The organism is Pseudomonas citronellolis, from assembly GCF_029335315.1.
GTDB lineage: Bacteria > Pseudomonadota > Gammaproteobacteria > Pseudomonadales > Pseudomonadaceae > Pseudomonas > Pseudomonas citronellolis_A.
Genome location: NZ_JARJLT010000327.1, coordinates 1 through 18,598, shown reverse-complemented (window position 1 = coordinate 18,598; position 18,598 = coordinate 1). Strand labels below are relative to the sequence as shown.

Genomic DNA, 18,598 nt, shown 5'->3' with positions numbered 1-18,598 from the left:
TGACCGGCATCGCCCGCCACCGCGCCTCGGACTCCGACGAACTGGCCGACGCCCTCGCCGGCTGGAGCCAGGCCTACACCCAGCTCGGCCGCGGTCGCCTGCAGGCCGAGCTGCTGCATGTGCAGCTGGCCGAGGCCTCGCTGATCTACGAACACTCCAACCTGCACCTGCGCGAGAACATGGCCCCGCCGCCAGGCCAGGTGGTGATCGGCATTCCGCTGCGGGTCTGCGCCGAGGCGCGCTTCAACGGCCAGGCGCTGCGCGACGACACCCTGCTGGTGCTGCCCGGCGGCCAGGAGCTGGAAATCTGCGCCGCCGGCGAAATCCACATGCTCGGCCTGGGCCTCGGCGAGGGCCTGTTGCAACGCCTGCTCGGCGGCGAGGAGCAGGAGCGCCTGGAACAGGCCCTGGCGCAACGCCGCCTGGAACTGTCGGCCGCCGCCGCGCAACGCCTGCGGCAGAGCCTCGGCGCCTCGGTCGGGGCCTTCTCCGCCAGCCGCTGGAGCCCGGAGGACCCGACCCACGCCAGCACCGCCATCCATTCCGCGCTGAGCTGCCTGCTCCAGGCCCTGGACGCCGGCCGCGCCGACGCGGCGCCGCCGCGCACCCTGGAACAGCACCGGCGCCTGGTGCTGGCGGCGATCGAGCGCATGCAGCTGGACCTCACCCGGCCGCTGTCGCTGCTGCAACTGTGCCGCGACCTGCACACCAGCCAGCGCACCCTGCAGTACTGCTTCCGGCAGATCTGCCAGGCCACCCCGCAGCAGTTCTTCCTCAGCCTGCGCCTGGCCGAGGCGCGCCGCCGGCTCAAGCAGGAAGCGCCGCGGAGCATCACCGAGCTGGCCCTGGACCTGGGCTTCGCCAGCTCCAGCCACTTCTCCACGCTGTACAAGCGCCTGTACGACGAGCAGCCGTCGCTGACCCTGCGCCAGCGCTGATACGGCGGACAACTCGCCGCGCAACTGCTATATGCCTTGTGCGGCATTCGCCGCGCGCGTTCCCCCATACACCGACTTCGAGTGGATCTCCCGCCATGCTGGTCCGTCGTCCGAGTCTCATCGCCCTCGTCAGCCTGGCGCTGATGGCGGTGCTCAGCAGCCTCTCCCTGTGGGCCATCCTGCAGATGCGCCGCGACGCGCTGGACGCCGCGCGCAGCAGCGCGCACAACATCGCCGTGCTGGTGCAGCACGACGTGCAGCGCAACCTCGACCTGTACGACATGACCCTCGCCGCCCTGGCCCACGCGCACCGCGAGCCGGAGCTGCGCGCGCTGCCGGAGACGGTGCGCGATTCCCTGCTGCGCGACTACAGCGCCCAGGCCCGCGGCCTGGGCTCGGTGTTCATCGCCAACGCCCAGGGGCGCATCACCTTCGGTCTGGGCAAGCAGCTGCCGGAACAGGCCGACATCACCCAGCGCGAGTACTTCCAGGTACAGAGCCGCGGCGCCAGCCCGCGCCTGTTCATCAGCCACCCCTATACCCCGCAGGCCAGCGCCGCGCAGCCCAGCGTGGCACTGAGCCGGCGCCTGGAGCACCCCGACGGCAGCTTCGCCGGAGTGGCCGCCGCGACCCTGCGCCTGGACTACTTCCGCGAGCTGTTCAGCGGCCTGGCGCTGGAGCCGGGCGCCACCCTGCAACTGCGTATGCTCGACGGCACCGCACTGGCCGGCTGGCCGGACACCGAGGGCCAGCCGGCCGCCGACCAGGCCTTCCGGAGCCACCTGCGCGACGGCGCCAATGGGTTCTTCGGCAACGCCGCCGACGGCACCGAGCACTGGTACGACTTCCGCCGCATCGGCGAATACCCGCTGGTCTTCGAGGTCGCCCTGCCCTCCCGCGAAATCTACGCCGACTGGCGCTCGCGGGCCTGGGTCATCGGCCTGCTGGCGCTGGCCCTGGACCTGGCCATGGTCGCCGTCACCCTGCTCGCGATCCGCCAGCTGCGCCGGCGCAACGCCGAGGTCGACGAGCTGACCGTCGCCGCCAGCACCGACCCGCTGACCGGCCTGCACAATCGCCGTGGCTTCGACCTGCGCTCCACCCTGGAATGGTCACGCACGCAACGCAGCGGCCAGCCGCTGGCGGTGCTGCTGATGGATATCGACAAGTTCAAGGCCTACAACGACCACTACGGCCACCCGGCCGGCGACGCCGCGCTGCAAGTGACCGCCGAAGTCATCGACAGCCACGCCCGGCGCCCCTCGGATTGCGCGGCGCGCTATGGCGGCGAAGAGTTCGTGGTGCTGCTCGGCGACACCGACGAACGCCACGCCCTGGCCCTCGCCGAGCGGATTCGCGCCAGCCTCCAGGCCCGCGCCCTGCCCCACGAGCATGGCCCGCTCGGGGTGCTGACCCTGAGCATCGGCGTGGCCTGCAGCGCCACTTCCGGCGCCGACAGCCTGGAAGCCCTGGTCAAGGCCGCCGACACCGCGCTGTATGACGCCAAGCACGGCGGGCGCAACCGCGTCGCGGCCTACCGCCCGGCCAGCGCGACCAGCCTCTAGGGCGCGCGCGGCCCCTGGCGCTCGGCCACCGCGCGGAGGGTGCGCAGGGTGTCCAGCGGGGCGTCCACCACGAAGTCGTTGGCCAGCCACGAAGGCACGCTGCCACCCGGCTCGGCGCGCATCTGGTAGACCACCCGGGTGCGCCCGTCGGCCAGCGGCGCCAGGCTCCAGAGCCCGGCCAGGATCGGCACGCGAATCTGCCCCGGCACCGGCGGCAGGTAGTCCGGCACCGCCTGGATGCGCCGCAGCAGGCCGCCGTCGGCGGTACGTTCGGTGCTGATGCGCAGCACCAGGTCGCGCGAGCGCGCCGGCCATGGCAGCGCGGTGCGCATGTACAGCCAGACATCGTCGCCGCTAGCCTTCAGCAGGCGCAGTTCGGCGCAGGAATACAGCCACTTGCAGGCCACCCGCAGGTTTTCCTGGAGGTCGGCGAGGGTCTGCACGTTGGCGCGGATGTCGACCACGCCGCGATAGCTCTGGTACTTCGAGCCCGGCACCGGGCTCAGGTAGACACGGATGCCGTCTTCCTCACGGGCCAGGCGCCAGCTGTCCTGGGCCGGCGCCTGGGCCGCCGCGACGCAGAGCAGCAGGCCCAGCAGCAGGCGCTTCATACCCCACCGCCGCTCCCCAGGCGTTCGCGCAGGCCGGCGGCCATGGATTGCAGGTCCTGCGGCGGCTGGTGGCCGATCAGCAGGTAGGCGTGGCCGGCATCCTTCCAGTACACCAGGTTCATGCCTTCGCGACGCTCCTGCTCCAGCGCCGACGGCTTGCCGTCGCCACGGGTGATGCACAGCGCCATGGGGCCGTAGCGCTCGTCCAGGTAGGTCAGCTGGGCGATCGGCACCCCGTCGTATTCGAGGATCTGCGCGCGGCGCAGGCTGGCGCCGTCCAGTTGCAGGTCCGCCGCCGGCAGGGCCAGGCCCAGGCGCGCGCCGACGCTGGTCAGCTGGGCCTGGCGCAGGCTGTCTTCCACCGAGAGGTGGTCGAGGGTCTGCACGGTGTACAGCGACATGTAGTCGGCGACCCGCTGGCGCCAGCTCGCCTCTTCGTCGTGGTGGCCGCCGAGGGCGCCGAGCAGCAGGCGGTCGGCGCCCATGCCCAGGACCAGGCAGGCGGCCGCCGCGAAGGCCAGCCAGCGGCGCTTGACGCCACTGCGCTGCGAACTGGCCTGGGGCCTGGTCGCCGGCGCGAGGCTGGCGCCCAGGCGCTCCACCGGGGCCTGCGCGAGCAGCGCGTCGAAAGCTTCGTCGAGGCCCCGGCAACCGCTGCACAGGCTGTCCAGGCGTTGCGCCAGTTCGGCGTCGGCGGCGATCCGTGCCTCGACTTCGCGGGCCTGCTCGGCGTCCAGTTCGCCATCGATGAAGGCCACCAGGGTTTCGTCGGAAACCCGGGCCATCCCGCCCTGTTCGTTCATCGCCGTCCTCCCCTGGCTGGCGCCGTTTCGACTGCGGCGGCTTCCGCCAGTTTCAAGCGAGCCGCCGCCAGGCGGCTCATCACGGTGCCGATGGGCACCCCGAGGATCTCGGCCACCTCGCGGTAGCTCAAGCCCTCGACATAGGCCAGGAACAGCGTCTCGCGCTGCGCCTCGGGCAGCGCCGCGACGCGTCGCAGCACCTGCCCGGCGAGCACCTCGGCCTGCACCTGGCCCTCGCCGTCGAACACCAGCTCGCTTTCCGCGTCCACCACGCCGTGGCCGCTGCGCACCCGCCGCGAGCGAATCTCGTTGAGCCAGATCGAACGCAGGATGGCGAACAGCCAACGGTCCAGGCGGCTACCGGAACTGAATTGCGCGGCGCGTTCCAGGGCGCGCACGCAGGTGGCCTGGACCAGGTCGTCGGCGACATGGGGCTGGCGCGCCAGGACCAGCGCGTAGCGCCACAGGCGCGCCAGGTACTGGCCGATCTCCGCGCGAATATCCGCTGCTTGTGCGATGGTCGCCTCCGCTGCACTGCGCGGCCGCCGCACCGGCGGGCCGCCTGAATGACGCTCGGGCGGGCCGCTCGCGGTCCGCGCGTGCTCCCATGGCAGCGGCCGCAGCGTCTGGCTGCGATCGTTCATAGGCGCTCGGACTGGGCGATGGCCCCCGCCAGATCACGGTACTCCTCGCAGCCCTTGCCACAGAGCCCCTGGATGCTGTGCAACTGCTCGCGGGCCAGGTCCAGGCGGCCTTGCTGCACATAGGCTTCGCCCAGGTACTCGCGCACCTTGGGGTACTTCGGATCGAGACGTACCGATTGCAGATAGTAGCCGATGCCTTCGTCGACGCGACCCAGCTTGCGCGTCGCGTAGCCGCGGTAGTTGAGGGCCTCGGCGGTATTCGGCTGGCGCATCGTGTCGAGCAGCGCCAGGGCCTCTTCATAACGCCCGGCCTTGGCCAGGCGGTAGGCGTAGGCGCTGCGGTCGGCGTCCGGCAGGCGCCTGCTGGTCTGTTCCAGGCAGCGCTGGCTGGCGCTGTCGCGCACTTCGCCGCGCGGGCAATCGGGGACGGCCTTGGTCTTGTCGTCGTCATCGCTGCCGCCGTTGGCGCTGGCGGCGCCGATGGGCAGCAGCGCGCCCAGGCAGGCCAGCAGCAGGAACAGCAGCAACTGCACGCGGAGCGGGGAAAGCTTGGTCATGGCGGGGCTCCTGGAAGTGGCGGATTGGCCAGCTGTGAACACCCAGAGGGCACGCCTTATTCGGTGCCATCGATGGCTTTTTCACACCGCTTGTCGCCGCGCTAGGGGCTTTCTCAAAAAGCCCCGCGAGCCTGGCCGCCGCCCTCGGCGCCCACCAATAATCGGCGCATGGGGTTCGCCCCGCAGGACATGAGTTGCCGTCTATCGGGTCGGCCGGCGGTCGGCCCACGCCAAAGGAGCAAGGAAGATGAAGAGACTGCTGATTACCCCGCTGCTGCTCGCCCTCGGCGCCTGCGCCCCGGCGAAGTACGACCTGGGCGCCGACCCGCGCGGCGAGCGCGTGGAGATCTACCGGCGCGAACAGGGCAAGCCGCTGCAGGTCACCGTCGAGAACGCCCGCCGGGTGCTGCTGGTGGGCAACCTGGGGCTGCTGACGCGCTTCGACAGCGAGGAAGCCAAGGCCCGTGGCTACGCCGAATACGTGGCGGCGGTGCGCGCCTCGCAGCCGGACCACGAGCGTACCGTGCACCTGTCGCGCGAGGCGTTCGACGCGAGCATCGGCGGCGCCGTGCCGGTGGCCTTCTACCGCCTCGGCAGCTACACCCTCAACGCCACCGCGCTGGTGCCGCGCGAGCAGGTCGAAAGCCTCGGCTATCCGTCCTACCTCGCGGCGCTGTTCACCGGCCATGGCGACCTGATCGGCGCCGCCACCAACCTGGACGGCGTGTTCGTCGTCGACCAGCGCCTGTGCGCCCGCGCCGACGCGATCTGCGCGGGCAACTACCAGACCGGGCTGTTCCGCGACGGCAGCGGCGAGCAGATCAACCGCAAGCTGGCGCGCCTGGATAACGGCGCGCTCATCGACCCGGCCAGCTACCGGGTGCGCTGAGGGTTATTGGACTCAGACCAGCAACTCGGGCTCGACCATGTCGCACTCGAAGCTCATGCGCCCACCGTTCTCGTCGGCGCTGCCGCCGGTGATCGGGCCGTAGTAGTTGAGGCCGTTGTCCAGGCTGACGCAGACGTGGGTCGGCTCCTCGGGGGCCGCCAGCTGGCCGCTGAAGCCCAGTTCCATCAGCCCCGGCTCCAGGCTGCGCAGTTCGACGCGGATGCCGGGGTTGTCCACGGCCTCGGTTTCACGGCCCCAGTGTTCGGCGCTGACGGTGACGGTGGCGGTGAAGTGCGGCATGGCGGGCTCCGGAAATGGCGAAGGGCAAGGCGAAGGGAGAAATCGCGGGCGCACAATCTGCCCTTCCGCGCGGCGCCTGGCAAGGGTCAGCCGACGCGGAAACGGAAACGCAGGTGCGGCCAGGCCTGCGGATCGTCCACCGGCAGCGGCACGGTGCCGCGCGGCACCACCCGCAACCAGAACGCCAGGGCGTCGCGGTTGCCGGTCAGCACGTTGAGCTGCCAGGCCCCCGGGTGCTCGGCGAACAGCGCCCAGGCCGCGCTGCGGCCCACGCCGCGGCGACGCAAGGCGCCGGCGACGTAGAACTCGGCCAGCTCCCACAGCCCCTGCTCGCTCAACCGGCGCACCAGGGCGAAGCCGGCCACCTGGCCGTCGACGCGGATCAGGTACGGGTGGCGCCCCTCCTCCACCCAGTACAGCGCCAGGTACGGGTAGAGATCGCAGTCCACGCCGAGTTCGTGCAAATAGCCCGGCAGCATGGCCGCCAGCAGCGGTTCCTGCGCCAGGCTGGCGCGCTGCACTTCGACGCGTGGGGTCACGGGGGCCTCCTCGGGGCCGGGTCCAGACTGCACCATAGCCCATCCGGCGCGCCACGCGCCCGCCTCGGCGACTACGGTCTGCTCGGCCGCTAGAGGTATTCGATGCGATTGCGCCCGTTCTGCTTGGCGCGGTAGAGCGCCAGGTCGCTGCGCGACAGCACCGCTTCGGCGGTGGCGTCGCCGGCGTCCATGTCGGCGATGCCGATGCTCAGGCTCAGCGGGATGCGTTCGCCCTCGTGCAACAGCGGGGCCAGCGCCACGTGGTCCTGCAGGCGCTGGGCGAAGATCACCGCGTTGTCGCGGTTGGCGTCGCTGAGCACCACCGCGAACTCCTCGCCACCCATGCGCCCGACACTGTCGTTGCGGCGGATCAGGCCGCCGAGGATGTCGGCGAAGTGGCGCAGGGCCAGGTCGCCCACCGCGTGGCCCCAGCGGTCGTTGATCGCCTTGAAGTGGTCCAGGTCGCACATCAGCACCGCCGCGCTGCGTTCGCCGCCGCGCTGCACGCGGGCCAACTCGGCCTGCAGCTGGTGCATGAAGCAGCGCCGGTTGGGCAGCTGGGTGAGGAAGTCGGTGGTGGCCAGCACCTGCAGTTCGGCCTCGATGCGCTTGCGTTCGGTGATGTCGGTGATGAAGCCGTGCCAGAGCACGCTGCCGTCGGTCTGCCGGCGCGGGTGGGCGTGGCCCTGGCGCCAGCGCACGCCCAGTTCCGGGAGCAGCACGCGGTATTCCAGCTGCCAGGGCACCATGGTCCGCGCCGAGGCCTCCAGCGCCGCCAGGTAGCGCGGCATGTCCTCGGGGTGGATGATCGCGCGGATGCGTTCGGTGGGCGCGTCGGCGAGTTCCTCCGGAGCCATGCCGTAGATTTCCCGGCTGCCGCCGCTGACGTAGGGGAAGCGCGCGCTGCCGTCGGGCAGGCGACGGAACTGGAAGACCATGCCGGGGATTTCGTTGGTCAGGTCGGTGAGCAGCTCGACGTTCTCCCGCAGGCGCTCGGACAGCCCGCGCAGCGCGGTGATGTCGGTGGTGGTGCCGAGCATGCGCAGCGCCCGCCCGGCGCCGTCGCGCTCGACCACCTTGCCGCGGCTGCACACCCACATGTACTCGCCGTCCTTGCGGCGGATGCGGTGCTCCACCTCGTAGACCGGCGTGCGCCCGTCGAAGTGCGCCTCGATGGTGGCCTTGACGTAGGCCAGGTCGTCCGGGTGGATGCGGGTGTAGCTCTCCTCGATGCGCTCGCCGATATCTTCCTCGGCGTAGCCCAGCAGCGCCTTCCAGCCCCGCGAGTAATGCATGGTGCCGCTGGGCACGTGGCGATCCCAGATGCCGGTGCCGCTACCCTCCACCGCCAGGGCCAGGCGCAGCGACTCCTTTCCCGAGTCGTCGCGCAGCGGCGCCGGCTCGAACAGCGCGGCGGCCAGTTCGGCGAACTCGCCCAGGGCCTCGCGTTGCTCGACGGAGAATTCCCGCGACCGCTCGTCGAACAGCCACAGCTGGCCGAGTTCGGCGCCGTCGGCGGCGGCCAGGGGGAAGGCGAACTGGAAGCGCAGGCGCTCGCCGGCGAAGCGCTCGCCCTGCCCGGCCAGGCTGGCGACCAGGCGTGCCTGCTCGGCGGCGCTCAGCCCGAGGCTGGCGCGCAACCGCGAACGTCCGCTCTCGAAGCCGGTCAGCGCGGTCGCGAGTACCGCGAAATGGCGCTGCGCCAGGCGCAACAGCGCGGCGTAGCGTGGATCGTCAAGCCTCTCCATTGCGCACCCTGTACTCACGCTCTGCATCCGCACTACTCGCTCAGGTACTCACGGAGCCGCCCAGGAACTTCGGCCATGTACCGGGCAGTCTATCCATAATGGCCATATGGCGTCATTGCCCGCCATCGGCTGGCAAGCGCAGTTCATCGGCCGCGCCGGAACAGGAGAACCCGGCGCAAATGAGCTATGTATTACGGCGCGATGAATTTTCCCGGGCGGTGGTCGCCGCCCTTTCGCCCGTACACGAGGGACCGTCCATGCGCCTGCTGATTCTCGAAGACGCCCCCTGGATCGCCGCGCTGATCCGCCAGGTGGTGCTCAAGGTGCGGCCGAGCGCCGAGATAGACGTCGTCGGTCGCCTCGCCGAGGCCTTGCCGGCGGCCCGCCGGCAGTCCTACGCGGCCATCGTGGTCGACTGGAACCTGCCCGACGGCAGCGGCCTGGAATTCCTCCAGGCCCTGCGCGAACACGACGGCCTCACCCCCGTATTGATGGTCACCGGCCGCGCCGACCGCGACAGCGTCCTGGCCGTGCGCCGGCTGGGCATCAGCGCGTTCATCGCCAAACCGTTCCAGGTGCCGCGCCTGGTCGAGGCGCTGGAAGCGGTGCTCAAGGTCGCCGAGGCGCCCGCGCCACCGGCCGAAGACTTCCTCGGCTACCTCGCCGGCCTTGGCGCCGAAAGCCTGGAGCTGCCACTGCTGGAAAGCACCCGCGCGCGGTTGCTGGGGCGCCCGGCCGGCGACGCGCCGCTGGACGCCGAGGACCTGGCCGCCTGGCAGCGCGACCCGGCGCTCTGCGTCCAACTGATCGCCGCCGCCAACCATGGCCAGCAGACCACCGAGACGCCCTGCCTGGAGCTGGGCGAAGCGCTGCGCCGCCTGGGCCACGCGCCCTGCCTGGAGCTGGCCGGCGCCCTGGCGCTGAGCCAGGAACCGCCGGCCGCCGCCGACGCGCTGCTGGCCAGCCTGCTGGCCGAACAGCTGGACGCCGCCGAACGCCTGGCCGAACGGCTCGCCGCCCTGGCCGCCGAGTGCGCGCTGGACCCGGCGCCGCTGCTGAGCGCCGCGCGCCTGCACCGCCTGGGAGAGCTCAGCGTGCTGGGCCTGGCGCGGCGCTGGCAGGCGCGTGCCGGGTGTCTGGACGAAGACGCGCTGCGTCGCGCCCTGGAGGAGTTCAGCCAGCCGTTCGCGGTGACCCTCAAGGCGCGCCTGGGCCTGCCCATGGCGCTGCGCGAGCTGGTCGGCGCCGTCTACACCCTGCCGCCGCGCCAGGCGCGCCGCGAGCAGGTGCTGATGCGCCTGGCCGGCGCCGAACTGGCCGGCGAGGACGCCGCCGTGTGCGAACGCCTGCGGCGGCTGGCCGGCGCCGGATAGTTGGCGAATCGACAGCATGCAGAGGTAGGTACGGTCGTTCTGGTCTAGCCTCAGAGCCTGGGTTCCTTCGGAAAGTTGTCCTGCTGGAGCAACGGAATGCCGGAAGAGATGCGCAACTACGATTCGGTCATCCTGATCGTCGACGACCAGGTCAGCGACATCCAGTTGCTCGGCGAGGCCGCCAAGGGCCTGGGGGTGATCCATTTCGCCGGCAACGGCTGGCAGGCCCTGGACCTGGCCCGGCGGATCCGCCCGGACGTGGTCCTGCTGGACATCGAGATGCCCGGCATGGACGGCTTCGAGGTGTGCCAGGCGCTGATGGCCGACCCGCGCCTGTGCGACGCCGCGGTCATCTTCGTCACCGCCTACAACCAGGTCTCCCACGAGCTGCGCGCCCTGCAGGTGGGCGGCGTGGACTTCATTCCCAAGCCGATGAACCTGCCGGTGGCCCGCGCGCGCATCCGCACCCACGCGCGCCTGCGGCACCTGGCCAAGGTCCTGGCCAACCAGGACCCGCTGACCAACCTGCCCAACCGCAACCTGCTCAACGACCGCATCGCCCAGGCCATCGAAGGCGCCCGGCGCAACCGCCAGCGGGTCGGCCTGCTGTTGCTGGACCTGGACAACTTCAAAGCGATCAACGACGCCGAGGGCCACTCGGTGGGCGACGCCCTGCTGCAGGAGACCGCGCGCCGGCTGACCGAACACTGCCGCAGCATGGACACCGTGTGCCGGCCCGGCGGTGACGAATTCGCCATCCTGCTGCCGGAAGTGCACGGCTTCGAGGCCATCGGCGACTTCGCCGCGCGCCTGCAGGCGGCCATCGCCGAGCCCTACCTGATCCGCAACACCGGCTACCACATGAGCGCCAGCATCGGCATCAGCCTCTACCCCGACGACAGCGACGAGGCCGAGGCGCTGTACCGCCACGCCGACTCAGCGATGTACCAGGCCAAGGCCGCCGGGCGCAACGGCTACTGCTTCTTCTCGGCCGACCTGGAAAGCCGCATGCGCGCCCGCCACCTGCTCGAACGGCACCTGCGCCGGGCCCTGGAAACGGGGGTGTTCGAGGTCTTCTACCAGGCCAAGGTGGAGGCCACCGCGCGGCGCATCGTCGGGGTCGAGGCGCTGATCCGCTGGCGCGACGGCGACGGCCGCCTGGTGCCACCGGCCGAGTTCATCCCGCTGGCCGAGGAAACCGGGCTGATCGTCCCGATCGGCCAGCAGATCCTCCTGCGCGCCTGCCAGGACGCGCGCGCCTGGAGCGACGCCGGCCACGACCTGTCGGTGAGCGTGAACATCTCCGCCGTGCAGTTCCGCAACGAGAGCTTCGTCGGCCAGGTCGCCGAAATCCTCGCGCAGACCCGCGTGGAGCCGCAGCGGGTGGAACTGGAAATCACCGAGGGCGTGCTGGCCAGCGACCGCTTCGGCTCGCGGCAGACCCTGGCGGCCCTGCGCGGGCTGGGGGTGCGCATCGCCATCGACGACTTCGGCACCGGCTATTCCAGCCTGGCCTACCTCAAGCGTTTCCCGATCGACGTGCTGAAGATCGACCAGAGCTTCGTCCGCGACATGCTCCAGGACCGCAGTGACTCGGCCATAGTCGAGGCCATCGTCAAGCTCGGCCAGGCCCTGGGCCTGGAGCTGGTCGCCGAGGGCGTCGAGAGTGCCCACCAGGAGCAGGCGCTGGTGGCCCTGGGCTGCCCGGTGATGCAGGGCTACCTGTATTGCCGGCCGATTCCCTGCGCGGACATGACCCGCCTGCTGGCCGACGGCCTGGCGCGATGAGCGCGCCGGAGCGACGACCACGGGCCGACCAGGAACGGGAGTGAACGGGTGAAGACCACGATGCCGGGCAACCTCAGCTTCAACCGCTGGTCCTGGGCCGTGCTGGCCCTGGGGGTGATCTGCTCCGGAGTGGGCGCCTGGCTGCTGCAGAACAGCAACCAGGACCAGGCGCGCATCGCCGTGGAGCAGGAGGCCAGGCGCCTGGCCGACGCCGTGCAGGCGCGCATCGAGCTGTACCAGTACGGCCTGCGCGGCACTCGTGGCGCGGTGATGACCGCCGGGCCCGAGCATATCGACCGTGCCCTCTTCCATCGCTACAGCCAGACCCGCGACATCGCCCTGGAGTTTCCCGGCGCCCGTGGCTTCGGCTACATCCGCCGGGTGCCGCTGGCCGACGAGGCGGCCTTCCTGCGCGCGGCCCGCGCCGAAGGCCGGCCGGACTTCGCCATCCACCAGGTCGAGGCCAACCCCGGCGAGCGCTACGTCATCCAGTACGTCGAGCCGGAAGCCAGCAACCTGCCGGCCATCGGCCTGGACGTCGCCTCCGAGCCACGCCGCCGCCAGGCCGCCGAGGCGGCGCTGCGCACCGGGCTGCCGCGCCTGAGCGCGCCGATCACCCTGGTGCAGGCCTCCGGCGCCACCTCGCAGTCGTTCCTCATGCTGCTGCCGGTCTATCGCGACGGCGTCACCCCGGCGACCATCGAGCAGCGCCAGGCCGGTGCCGTCGGCTGGGCCTACGCGCCACTGCTGATGAGCGAGGTGCTCGACGACCTGCGGCTGAACGACCCGGCCGTGCACTTCGAGCTGGCCGACGTCACCGACAGCGGCGACGGCGATGTCTTCTACAACAGCGGCGCCGACACCGGCACCCCGCGCCTCTATCCGCAGAGCCTGCAGCGCGACGTGTTCGGCCGCCGCTGGCAACTGGAGTACAGCGTTCACCCGGCCTTCCTCGCCCGCCTGCACCCGCTGGCGCCGTCGGTGCTGTTCGCCGCCGGCTGCCTGGGCAGCCTGCTGCTGGCCGCCCTGCTCGGCGCCATGGCGGTCAGCCGCCAGCGCCGCGCGCAGATCATCGAGCAGCGCGCGCGCCTGGCGGCGATCGTCGAATCCTCCACCGACGCCATCATCGGCAAGAACCTCAAGGGCGAGATCAGCAGCTGGAACGCCGGCGCCCGCCAGCTGTTCGGCTACACCGCCGAACAGGCCCTGGGCCGCCAGTCGAGCAGCCTGCTGGTGCCGCCGGAGCGGGTCGCCGAGGACGAGAACATGCTGGTCCGCGTGGCCCTCGGCGAGCACATCCCGGCCTACGACACCCAGCGCCGCCACCAGGATGGCCGCCTGCTCGACGTGGCCCTCACGGTGTCGCCGATCCTCGGCCCGCGCGGCCAGGTGGTGGGCACCTCGACCACCCTGCGCGACATCTCCGCGCAGAAAGCCGCCGAGGCGCACATCCGCGAACTCAACAGCGGCCTGGAGCGCCAGGTGGCCGAGCGCACCGCCGAGCTGGACGAACTGAACCGCCTGCTCAGCAGCGTGCTGCGCTCGGCCTCGGAAGTGGCGATCATCGCCACCGACGCCGACGGCACCATCCGCGTGTTCAACAGCGGCGCCGAGCGCATGTTCGGCTACCGCGCGGCCGAGCTGGAAGGCCAGGCCACGCCATCGCTGCTGCACCTGGAAGAGGAGCTGGACGCCCACGCGGCGCGGCTGAGCCAGCGCCTCGGCGAGCCGATCGAGGGTTTCCGCGCCCTGGTGCACAAGGCCGAGCGCGACGGCGCCGAGACCCGCGAATGGACCTGCCGGCGCAAGGACGGCTCGCAGCTGCCGGTGAGCCTGGTGGTCACCGCCATCCGCGACGACGCCGGGCAGGTCAGCGGCTACCTGGGCATCGCCGTCGATATCACCGAGCGCAAGGCCGCCGAAGACAAGCTCACCCTGGCCCGCGACCAGCTGGCGCTGGCCGCCGAGGTCGCCGACCTGGGCATCTGGTGGTGGCGCCTGGGCGACAACACCCTGCACTGGAACGAGCGCATGTTCGCCCTCTACGAGCAGCCGCCGGAGTTGGCCGACAACGGCCTGTGCTTCGAGCACTGGAGCGAGCGCCTGCACCCCGACGACGCCAAGGCCACGGTGGCCGGGCTGCTGGCCGCGGTGGACGGCCAGGACACCTACGCGCGCACCTACCGCCTGGTCCTGCCCAGCGGCCGTACGCGCTTCATCCAGGCCTCCGCGCGGGTCGAGCGCGGCCCCGACGGCACGCCGCTGCGCGTCACCGGGATCAACCTGGACATCACCGCCGAACGCGAAATGCAGGCGACCCTGCGCCAGGCCAAGGAGCAGGCCGACGCCGCCAACGCCGCCAAGTCCAGCTTCCTGGCCAACATGAGCCACGAAATCCGCACGCCGATGAACGCCGTGCTCGGCATGCTCTTCCTGGCCCAGCAGACCGAGCTCAATGCGCGCCAGCGCGACTACATCGACAAGGCCCACTCGGCGGCCGACTCGCTGCTCGGCCTGCTCAACGACATCCTCGACTACTCGAAGATCGAGGCCGGCAAGCTGCTCCTCGACGAGCAGCCGTTCGAGCTGGAAACGCTGATGCGCGACCTCGCCGTGGTGCTCTCGGGCAACCTCGGCAGCAAGGACGTGGAGATGCTCTTCGACATCGACCCGGACCTGCCCGGCGTGCTGCTCGGCGACCAGCTGCGCCTGCAGCAGATCCTCATCAACCTGGCCGGCAACGCCATCAAGTTCACCGACCACGGCCAGGTGGTGGTCAGCGTCGAGCGCCTGGGCCGCGCCGGCGACCTGCTGGACCTGCGGGTGGCGGTGAGCGACAGCGGCATCGGCATCAGCGCCGCGCAGCTGCAGCGCATCTTCGACAGCTTCACCCAGGCCGAGGCCTCCACCGCCAGGCGCTTCGGCGGCACCGGGCTGGGGCTGTTCATCTGCAAGCGCCTGGTCGAGCTGATGGGCGGCGAGCTGCAGGCCTGGAGCAACCCCGGCGAAGGCAGCCGGTTCTGGTTCGACCTGCGCCTGCCGGTGGTCAGCGACAAGCCGCTGAAGGCCGGCAGCGCGGTGGTCGACCGGCCGCTGCAGCTGCTGGTGGTGGACGACAACCCCAGCGCCGCCGAACTGCTGCTGCGCACCTGCCAGTCGCTGGGCTGGCGCGCCGACCAGGTCGGCGGCGGCATGCAGGCGGTGGCGCGCTACCGCGAGGCCAGCCAGCGCGGCCTGCGCTACGACGTGGTGCTGATGGACTGGCGCATGCCCGACCTCGACGGCCTACGCGCCGCCCGGCTGATCCAGCGCGAAGCCGGGGCGCAGACGCCGCCGACCATCATCATGATCACCGCCTACGGCCGCGAGGTGCTCTCCGACGTGCGCGACAGCGACGCGCCGCCGTTCATCGACTTCCTCACCAAGCCGGTCACCCCCCGGCAACTGGCCGACAGCGTGCAGCAGGCCCTCGGCGGCCCGTCGCTGGCGCCAGCGGCGCCGCGCCCGAGCAAGCGCCGGCTGGCCGGGCGACGCCTGCTGGTGGTCGAGGACAACGCCCTGAACCGCCAAGTGGCGGCCGAACTGCTGGCCAGCGAAGGCGCCGAGGTGCTGCTCGCCGAGGGCGGCCTGGAAGGCGTCGACGGCGTCTGCGCGGCCCAGCTGGCGCCGGACGCGGTGCTGATGGACGTGCAGATGCCGGACATCGACGGCCTCGAGGCGACCCGGCGGATCCGCGCCGACGGCCGCTTCGCCACCCTGCCGATCATCGCCATGACCGCCAACGCCGCCCAGGCCGACCGCGAGCAATGCCTGGCCGCCGGGATGGACGACCACATCGCCAAGCCGATCGACAAGGAACGCCTGGTCGCCTGCCTGCTCGCCCACCTCGGCGAGCCGCTCACCGACGCGCCGCCACCCGCGCCGCCGGAGGAAACCGACGCGCTGGTGGAAAGCCACGCCGGCGTGCTGGCGCGCTTCGGCGGCGACGAGAAGCTGATCCACCGCGTGCTGCGCAGCTTCGAACCGGAGATGGACAAGCTGCTGCAACGCCTCGACCTGCTGCGCCGCGGCGACGACCTGGCGGGCACCGCCGGCCTGCTCCACACCCTCAAGGGCAGCGCCGGGACCATGGGCGCCTGCGCCCTCGCCGAGCGCGCGGCGAACCTCGAAGCCGAGCTGCTGCGCCAGGGCTCCACGGCGCCGGCCGAGGCCCTGGCGGCGCTGCCGCTGGAGGAACTGCGCCTGCTGCTGGCGGCGAGCCTCGCCGAACTGCAGCGGATGTTCGCCGAACCGCCGCCGCTGGCCGAGGGAACCGCCCCCGGCCTGAGCCAGCCGCAGGTGCGCGAGCGCCTGGGGGAAATCCTCGACCTGCTGGAATCGGGCAACCTCGACGCGCTCGACCGCCTGGACGCCCTGGCCCGCCACCAGCAGGCCTGGCCGCGACACTTCCTGCGCTTCAACGAACTGATCCAGGCGCTGGACTTCAAGGGCGCGCTGCAGGTCGGCCAGGAGTTGCTCAAGGAGCTTTGAGGCGGGCGCGGCATTTTTGTACAGGCGCTCAAGCGCGCGCACATCCAGCCGACACATTGGCCACCTATGCTGGCCTTCGCGGTGGACGCTGCGGGGGCCCGCCCCTACACTGGCCATTCGCCAGCCCATCCGCCTGGCAAGGAGCCACCGGTTTTCGCGCCATGAGCCTGCCCGAGTTCCCCCCCGCCCTCCTGCGCGGCCGCGACAGTGCCATCCCCCGGCACCTGCGGCCGGCCTTCCAGGCCTACGTCGTACAGCACTACCGCGGCTTCCTGCTGGCGATCAACTTCATCGCCATGCTGGCCTACGACGCCTACGTGTTCGCCGACGCCCTGCTGATCCCGGACATGGCCAGCACCTCGCTGCTGCTGCGCGGCGGCCTCAGCCTGATCGGCCTGCTGAACATCTACCTGGTGTTCCGCTACAGCCGCAGCGTGCTGCTGATGGACATGCTGATGCCACTGCACGACATCGTTTCCACGGTGGCCTGGTTCGAGCTGCTGCGGCGTAGCACCTCGCCGGACGTGCCGACCTTCCTCTACGCCTCGGTGATCTTCATCGTCCTCGGCAACCTCGGGGTGCGCTACTCGTTCCGCGGCATCCTCGCCTGCTCGCTGGCGATCTCGGCGATCATCCTCGGCTACGTGGCGGCGCTGCACCCGGGCGACCCGAAGGCGCTGCTGGTGTTCACCCTGGTGTACCTGCCGGTGCTGCTGTTCAGCCTGTTCATCAGCTGGACCAACATCCACGGCGTGCGCCGCGCCTTCCTCGCCGACCTCGACGGCCAGCGCCAGCGCGCGGAACTGGCCGCGCTCAACCTGCGCCTGCAGGAACTGGCCGCCACCGACGCGCTGACCTGCGTCGGCAACCGCCGCGCCTTCGACCGGCGCCTGGAGGAAAGCTGGACGCAGATGCGCGGCAACGGCCGGCCCTTCGCCCTGCTGCTGGCGGACATCGACTACTTCAAGCCGTTCAACGACCACTACGGCCACCCGGCCGGCGACCAGTGCCTGTGCGAAGTGGCCAACTGCATGGCCGATACCCTGCGCAGCGGCCAGGCGCAGATCTTCCGCTACGGCGGCGAGGAGTTCGTGATCCTGTTGCAGGTGGCCAGCCAGCTGGAGCTGCAGCAGATCGCCGAGCGCCTGCGCCAGCGCGTGGCGGCCCTGGACATCGAGCACCTGTACCGCCCCGACGCCTTGCGCCACCTGACCGTCAGCCTTGGCGCGAGCCTCTCCAGCGACCGCGCCTTCACCCAGCCCGGCGAGCTGCTGGCCTGCTGCGACCGCCTGCTCTACCAGGCCAAACAGCACGGCCGCGACCGCGTCTGCCTGGCCGGCTGAAGCGCGTCAGGCCTTGGCCGCCGCCAGGTAGGCGCCCAGGCGCTTGCCCATCTCCTCGCCCAGGGCCTGCAGGCCGCTGAGCGGGCGCACCATCACTTCGAACTCGACGATCTTGCCCTGCTCGTCGAAACGGATCATGTCGATGCCCTTGAGCTGGCGCTCGCCGACCCGCGCGGCGAACTCCAGCACCACGTTCAGGCCGTCGGCGCTGGCCAGCTCGCGGTGGTAGGTGAAGTCCTGGAAGACCTGCAGCACGGTGTTGAGGATCATCGCCACCACCGGCGCGCCCGGGTACGGGGTGTGCGCCATGGGCGAGCGAAACACCGCGTCGGGCGCCAGCAGCTCGGGCAGTTGCGAGAGGTCGCGGGCGGCGATCATGGCGTGCCAGTGGCGCAGCGATTCGGCGGCCTTGGGGTGCAGGGTCATCTCGGACATCATCGGTTCCTCGTGTGCTTGTCGTTATGCCGGGCGGGCGCCCGGCGAGGCTTCGAAGACCGACGATACGGCCGGCACCAGGCCGGCTCAATGATCGCGGATGACAGAAAACTGATCGCCGCGCACAAGTTGCCGGCGACCTTCGTTACACGCGGAACTGGTCCATCAGCGCCTGCTGCTGGTTGGCCAGGTCGTTCAACGCCTGGCTGACCCGCGCCGACTCGTTGGCCTGGCCGGTGAGCGATTCGGTGACGTCGCGGATGTTCGCCACGTTGCCGTTGATCTCCTCGGCCACCGCGCTCTGCTCCTCGGCGGCGCTGGCGATCTGGTGACTCATGTCGGTGATCACGCTCACCGAGCTGCCGATCTGCTGCAGCGCCACCACCGCCTGGCTGACCTGCTCGACGCTGTCCTGGGCACGGCCGTGGCTGGCGCCCATGGAGCTGACCACGTCGCGGGTGCCGGCTTGCAACTGCTCGATCACCAGGCGGGTCTCCTCGACCGACTCCTGGGTACGCCGGGCCAGGTTGCGCAC

Annotated in this window: 16 protein-coding genes; 7 read left to right on the top strand and 9 right to left on the bottom strand. The window is 71.0% G+C overall.

What is annotated here, in order from left to right; genetic code table 11:
- Together P3W75_RS24490 and P3W75_RS24485 are read left to right on the top strand one after the other, a co-directional pair.
- Positions 1 to 938 (top strand): helix-turn-helix domain-containing protein (locus P3W75_RS24490; protein ID WP_276229905.1); only part of this gene is annotated, 938 nt, incomplete at its 5' end.
- Between the two features lie 95 nt (positions 939 to 1,033).
- Positions 1,034 to 2,503, top strand: coding sequence for a GGDEF domain-containing protein (locus tag P3W75_RS24485; RefSeq protein WP_276229904.1), 1,470 nt, complete (start codon positions 1,034 to 1,036; stop codon positions 2,501 to 2,503).
- On the opposite strand, the gene P3W75_RS24480 is transcribed toward P3W75_RS24485, so the two are convergent.
- From P3W75_RS24480 to P3W75_RS24465, 4 genes are all read right to left on the bottom strand, one after another.
- Positions 2,500 to 3,114 (bottom strand): START domain-containing protein, encoded by a 615-nt coding sequence (locus tag P3W75_RS24480; protein ID WP_276229903.1) that lies wholly within the window; start codon positions 3,112 to 3,114, stop codon positions 2,500 to 2,502. The two genes, P3W75_RS24485 and P3W75_RS24480, sit on opposite strands and share 4 nt — an antisense overlap.
- Positions 3,111 to 3,917 (bottom strand): anti-sigma factor family protein, encoded by an 807-nt coding sequence (locus P3W75_RS24475; protein ID WP_276229902.1) that lies wholly within the window; start codon positions 3,915 to 3,917, stop codon positions 3,111 to 3,113. Before P3W75_RS24475 ends, P3W75_RS24480 begins: the two co-directional genes overlap by 4 nt.
- Positions 3,914 to 4,405, bottom strand: a complete 492-nt coding sequence (locus P3W75_RS24470) for an RNA polymerase sigma factor (RefSeq protein WP_276229907.1) — start codon at positions 4,403 to 4,405, stop codon at positions 3,914 to 3,916. The genes P3W75_RS24475 and P3W75_RS24470 overlap by 4 nt, the downstream gene beginning before the upstream one ends.
- A 152-nt stretch (positions 4,406 to 4,557) precedes the next feature.
- Positions 4,558 to 5,118 carry a tetratricopeptide repeat protein gene (locus P3W75_RS24465; protein WP_276229901.1) on the bottom strand — a complete coding sequence of 187 codons (561 nt, stop codon included), beginning with the start codon at positions 5,116 to 5,118 and terminating at the stop codon, positions 4,558 to 4,560.
- Between the two features lie 247 nt (positions 5,119 to 5,365).
- Between P3W75_RS24465 and P3W75_RS24460 the strand changes: the two genes are divergently transcribed.
- On the top strand, positions 5,366 to 6,007 hold the full coding sequence (locus P3W75_RS24460) for a hypothetical protein (RefSeq protein ID WP_276229900.1): 642 nt from the start codon (positions 5,366 to 5,368) through the stop codon (positions 6,005 to 6,007).
- A 12-nt stretch (positions 6,008 to 6,019) separates the two neighbouring features.
- Here P3W75_RS24460 and P3W75_RS24455 read toward each other — a convergent pair whose 3' ends face one another.
- The 3 genes from P3W75_RS24455 to P3W75_RS24445 form a co-directional block, all read right to left on the bottom strand.
- Entirely contained in the window at positions 6,020 to 6,307 is a 288-nt protein-coding gene (locus tag P3W75_RS24455; RefSeq protein WP_276229899.1) for a hypothetical protein, read from the bottom strand.
- 86 nt (positions 6,308 to 6,393) lie between these two features.
- The gene (locus P3W75_RS24450; RefSeq protein WP_276229898.1) at positions 6,394 to 6,846 is read right to left on the bottom strand and encodes a GNAT family N-acetyltransferase; all 453 of its coding nucleotides are present in this window, start codon (positions 6,844 to 6,846) and stop codon (positions 6,394 to 6,396) included.
- An 89-nt stretch (positions 6,847 to 6,935) separates the two neighbouring features.
- Positions 6,936 to 8,621: a sensor domain-containing diguanylate cyclase gene (locus P3W75_RS24445; protein WP_430765411.1), complete on the bottom strand. Its 1,686-nt coding sequence runs from the start codon at positions 8,619 to 8,621 to the stop codon at positions 6,936 to 6,938.
- Positions 8,622 to 8,851: 230 nt separating this feature from the next.
- Here P3W75_RS24445 and P3W75_RS24440 point away from each other — a divergent pair, with 230 nt between their 5' ends.
- The 4 genes from P3W75_RS24440 to P3W75_RS24425 all read left to right on the top strand — a co-directional run bounded on the left by P3W75_RS24440 (position 8,852) and on the right by P3W75_RS24425 (position 17,628).
- Complete coding sequence (locus P3W75_RS24440; RefSeq protein WP_276229896.1) at positions 8,852 to 9,967, top strand: response regulator; 1,116 nt, start codon at positions 8,852 to 8,854, stop codon at positions 9,965 to 9,967.
- A 96-nt stretch (positions 9,968 to 10,063) separates the two neighbouring features.
- Positions 10,064 to 11,755, top strand: coding sequence for a two-component system response regulator (locus P3W75_RS24435; protein ID WP_276229895.1), 1,692 nt, complete (start codon positions 10,064 to 10,066; stop codon positions 11,753 to 11,755).
- Positions 11,756 to 11,815: 60 nt separating this feature from the next.
- The gene (locus tag P3W75_RS24430) at positions 11,816 to 16,285 is read left to right on the top strand and encodes a CHASE domain-containing protein (protein WP_276229906.1); all 4,470 of its coding nucleotides are present in this window, start codon (positions 11,816 to 11,818) and stop codon (positions 16,283 to 16,285) included.
- A 161-nt stretch (positions 16,286 to 16,446) separates the two neighbouring features.
- On the top strand, positions 16,447 to 17,628 hold the full coding sequence (locus tag P3W75_RS24425; RefSeq protein WP_276229894.1) for a GGDEF domain-containing protein: 1,182 nt from the start codon (positions 16,447 to 16,449) through the stop codon (positions 17,626 to 17,628).
- A 6-nt stretch (positions 17,629 to 17,634) separates the two neighbouring features.
- Here the strand turns inward: P3W75_RS24425 and P3W75_RS24420 are convergent, their stop codons facing one another.
- Both P3W75_RS24420 and P3W75_RS24415 read right to left on the bottom strand, forming a co-directional pair.
- Complete coding sequence (locus P3W75_RS24420) at positions 17,635 to 18,063, bottom strand: nuclear transport factor 2 family protein (RefSeq protein ID WP_276229893.1); 429 nt, start codon at positions 18,061 to 18,063, stop codon at positions 17,635 to 17,637.
- A gap of 145 nt (positions 18,064 to 18,208) precedes the next feature.
- Positions 18,209 to 18,598 (bottom strand): methyl-accepting chemotaxis protein (locus tag P3W75_RS24415; protein WP_276229892.1); only part of this gene is annotated, 390 nt, incomplete at its 5' end.